Source organism: Peribacillus sp. CSMR9 (assembly GCF_033141925.1).
Classification (GTDB): domain Bacteria; phylum Bacillota; class Bacilli; order Bacillales; family DSM-1321; genus Peribacillus; species Peribacillus simplex_A.
Genome location: NZ_JAOPHO010000137.1, coordinates 1 through 3,634, shown reverse-complemented (window position 1 = coordinate 3,634; position 3,634 = coordinate 1). Strand labels below are relative to the sequence as shown.

The following is a 3,634-nucleotide window of genomic DNA, read 5'->3' as shown; positions in this document are numbered from 1 at the left end:
TCTGCATTAACTAACTTAGTTGTAGTAAACATTAACATTATCACGAAAAACATAACCACAAATTTTCTCATATTTCACCTCTTTTTAAGCATAAATTACCCTATTTAACTAAAATTAATTCTTGAACTATCCTGCCCCTATAGTTGCATAAGAAAAGGAGCTGCTGATCAGCTCCTGCTAATGGATTAAAGCACAATTTAAATGCAATAACACAATGTGTTATTCTTGAATCATTCCTTTGGACATTTTTTCAAACAGTTCTATGGGCATTGTAAATTTGGTTGTTTTATCATTACGCCAATATGTAACTATTTCTATCTGATTTCCTTTTCTTTCTACTTCTAACAATGAATTCTCACCTTTATCCCTAATTGAAACATATGGTCCATTTTTCTTTTCTTTCTCTTTATATTCATAATTCATAAAATCCCTCCCCAATCCTATTTTAATGACCAAAATTGTACAATAGCCAACCATATAATTCTTCCATTAAACTCCCTGTTAATTTAAAAAAGGGCATTACCATCGTTCAAGTCACGCACCCATTAGCTTAATATTTCTCTATTCTTTATTTCTGTTCATTAAGTTTGAAAATAGAGGATAATGTTTCGCCGTCTTTCCCTTCCACAACGCCCCATACCTGCTTTTCATCCTGCACGTCTGCGGAGCCATTTTCGTTGAACCACACCTTATATTTCTGCCCTTCCTTGTTATCTTGGTCTATAAACCAAAATACAGCATCTTCTTTGCTACCTTTATCAACTGATACTGTTTTATCCCATTTGACATCTGCTATAATGTCTTCAATCTTTTTGACACTTTCTTTATCCAATACAGCTCGTCTATCACTTAATCCACCGTACTCTACTATTTGTATTTGATAGACAACGTCTTTTGCCTCAGGAGAACCCGAAGTTTTAGAGGAACTTGAACATCCCCCTAACGCCACAATAATAACAAGCAAACTGAAACTCCATAATAATTTCCTCATACTCACACCTCTTTTTTCCAATTGTACCATTCATAAACAGTGTTGATTGAGGAATTTTAGTTTTTTATCAACTCCATTTTACTACTTCTTGTTAAACTAAACTGCCCCGTTAGTGCCATAAGAAAAAGGCTGCCTCAGCAACCTTCCTTATTGAAGTAAAGACCCATTAGTTGAAGAGCAGTATTATTATACAAAGTATATTAATCCAGAAATACCCAAACAGATTACAGCTATGAGACCTGAGATTAATGCTATTTTCGTTCTAAAGCTTCGATTTTTTGTTGTTTCTGAATGATAATTTGCTCTTTGTTGTTGGCCACCTGTCCATGCTCCGATAAAAACACCTGAAATAACAATACTTACTATCCCAACAATAAGAAAAAACTGAAACATTAATAACTCCCCCTTGTTAGGCTCTCGTATATTTTCATTACATATTATACCATGGAATTCATTGGGTTTCTTATAGAACTATCCTGCCCCGTTAGCCATCCATGAATCGCAAAAATCGGCGATTCACCACAAAGAATGAAAATGGTTAGGAAGTGTCAATACTGATACTAACCTTAATCCAGTCAACCCTAATCTATATGCTAATTTATTAACGCTCTCCTCTTTTTTAAAACGATTGAGCAGGGTCTTCTTAATATTGTCATTTTTCTTTTTTAAAGAAACTTATTTTCATGGTAGTTGCATAAAGAAAGAGCTGCCTTCAAGACAACTCCGATCTTCAGCTAACGCACCCTTTAGCGTAAGTACATTACTTCATATTCTTAATCTCCAGACCGTGACATTTAAAGTTATGATTAGGATTTTTCCTAACCTCTTCTTTCTGAAGTTCATACATGGCTATCTTATAGTTTATTTCCTCCAAGTGCCTTAAGTCTTCTTCAATTTTCTTCTGCACTTCCAATTTATGCTTCACCAACATTTCTTGTCTTTGCAAGAAGGTAGCATTTCCTACTCCAAAAAGATCCTTATATTCTTTTATCTTAGCAAGAGACATTCCTGTCTCTTTGAGACAACGAATAAAAGAAATCCAATCTATATGTTGTTCGGAATAAACTCTTCGACCATTCTCATCACGAGATACATTTGGCAGTATCCCTTGCTCTTCATAAAATCTAAGTGTCTTTGCCGTTATATTTAAGTTCTCCACTACATATTTCATTGAATACAACATTTACCTGCCCCACCTTTATCTACAGTTACTGTAACTAAAATAATATCATAAAGGATTCTGAAAATCCAAAAATCTTGGTTTAATCATGTTAATATTTATGCTTGACTTACCCTAACGTCAACTAATTATACTAAAGTAGAACTTCCAATAGGGAGAGTTATGATGGCTCATCATGGTAACAATAATGCAGTAAGATAAACTTCCATCATTACAATAATTTAGGATAGAGAGGTTAATGAAATGAATCAAAAATACAGTAAGTTATTTGAATCCTTCACATTCAGAAGTGGAATAACAATCAAGAATAGAGTCGTTATGGCACCTATGACAACATGGTCAAGTAATGACGACCTTACCATTTCGGATGAAGAGGTAAAATATTACAAACAAAGAGTAAATGGAGTAGGACTCGTCATTACAGGGTGTACTCATGTTACACCGAATGGACAGGGTTTTACGAATGAATTCGCTGGGGACAATGATGAATTTATTCCAAGTTTACGAAAATTAGCTGAGGCAGCGAAAAGTGGAGGCTCTCCTGCGATACTACAGATTTTTCATGCAGGCAATAAAGCCTTACCTGGATTGGATGTAGTTAGTGCGAGTAGATTGCAACCTGAGGCTACTGCTTTGGGCACAACTGCAGAAACAAGAGAACTATCACATGAGGAAATCCTGTCGATTATACGTGCTTTTGGAGACACAACGAGAAGAGCGATTGAAGCCGGATTTGATGGCGTCGAAATTCATGGGGCTCATGGATTTTTAATTCAGAATTTCTGGTCGCCAGCGACAAATCAACGGACTGACCAATGGGGAGGATCACTTGAAAATCGCTTACGTTTTCCATTGGCAATTATTGAAGAAATCAAAAATGTCATTGAAAAACATGCTACAAAACCATTCATTTTAGGATTCAGATTTTCCCCTGAAGAATCCTCCAAAGTGGACGGATTACGTATGAAAGACACATATAAATTAATTGATTTCCTTATTGAACAAAATTTAGATTATATACATGCTTCATTAGATAATGTGTCTTCAAAGCCAGTTGATAGTCAAGATGAAAAAACACGGCTTGAATTGATTCTTGAAAAAGCGAACGGTAAGGTACCGGTGTTGGCTGCTGGTTCCATGATAACACCAGATGATGCACTTAAAGCTATGGATTTAGGATTACCGTTTGTAGCTATTGGGCATGCGTTAATTATGAATCCTGATTGGGTTGAAAAGGTCGCAAATGGACTTGAAGACGAGGTCGCTTCTGAGTTGGACGTATCGAAACTTGACCAGCTTAATATTCCAGAAAAACTATGGAATGTAATTCAAGCATCGCCAGGTTGGTTTAATATTAGTAAATAAAAAAGTAGCCCTACGGGCTACTTTCAGACTGTAGACAAACTCGATGAAAATCGAGTTTGTCTATTTTTTATGAGTTGTACAATTTGGCCGTTGATTTT

The 3,634-nt window shown here is 35.6% G+C and carries 5 protein-coding genes; 1 reads left to right on the top strand and 4 read right to left on the bottom strand.

Annotated elements, in window-relative coordinates; genetic code table 11:
- Window positions 1-219: 219 nt before the first annotated feature.
- The 4 genes from N9I19_RS24160 to N9I19_RS24145 all read right to left on the bottom strand — a co-directional run bounded on the left by N9I19_RS24160 (window position 220) and on the right by N9I19_RS24145 (window position 2,174).
- Window positions 220-423 carry a hypothetical protein gene (locus N9I19_RS24160; protein ID WP_317779246.1) on the bottom strand — a complete coding sequence of 68 codons (204 nt, stop codon included), beginning with the start codon at window positions 421-423 and terminating at the stop codon, window positions 220-222.
- Between the two features lie 145 nt (window positions 424-568).
- Window positions 569-991: a hypothetical protein gene (locus N9I19_RS24155; protein ID WP_317779245.1), complete on the bottom strand. Its 423-nt coding sequence runs from the start codon at window positions 989-991 to the stop codon at window positions 569-571.
- Window positions 992-1,177: 186 nt separating this feature from the next.
- Window positions 1,178-1,384 (bottom strand): DUF5316 family protein, encoded by a 207-nt coding sequence (locus N9I19_RS24150; RefSeq protein ID WP_317779244.1) that lies wholly within the window; start codon window positions 1,382-1,384, stop codon window positions 1,178-1,180.
- Between the two features lie 367 nt (window positions 1,385-1,751).
- Window positions 1,752-2,174: a MerR family transcriptional regulator gene (locus tag N9I19_RS24145; protein WP_317779243.1), complete on the bottom strand. Its 423-nt coding sequence runs from the start codon at window positions 2,172-2,174 to the stop codon at window positions 1,752-1,754.
- 240 nt (window positions 2,175-2,414) lie between these two features.
- On the opposite strand from N9I19_RS24145, the gene N9I19_RS24140 reads away from it, so the two are divergent.
- Window positions 2,415-3,536 carry an NADH-dependent flavin oxidoreductase gene (locus N9I19_RS24140; protein ID WP_317779242.1) on the top strand — a complete coding sequence of 374 codons (1,122 nt, stop codon included), beginning with the start codon at window positions 2,415-2,417 and terminating at the stop codon, window positions 3,534-3,536.
- Window positions 3,537-3,634: the final 98 nt, after the last annotated feature.

What these genes read in the sequence shown, in the direction of transcription:
- N9I19_RS24155 (WP_317779245.1), bottom strand. Translation starts at nt 991, where the DNA reads ATGAGGAAATTATTATGGAGTTTCAGTTTGCTTGTTATTATTGTGGCG.
- N9I19_RS24160 (WP_317779246.1), bottom strand. Translation starts at nt 423, where the DNA reads ATGAATTATGAATATAAAGAGAAAGAAAAGAAAAATGGACCATATGTT.
- N9I19_RS24140 (WP_317779242.1), top strand. Translation starts at nt 2,415, where the DNA reads ATGAATCAAAAATACAGTAAGTTATTTGAATCCTTCACATTCAGAAGT.
- N9I19_RS24145 (WP_317779243.1), bottom strand. Translation starts at nt 2,174, where the DNA reads ATGTTGTATTCAATGAAATATGTAGTGGAGAACTTAAATATAACGGCA.
- N9I19_RS24150 (WP_317779244.1), bottom strand. Translation starts at nt 1,384, where the DNA reads ATGTTTCAGTTTTTTCTTATTGTTGGGATAGTAAGTATTGTTATTTCA.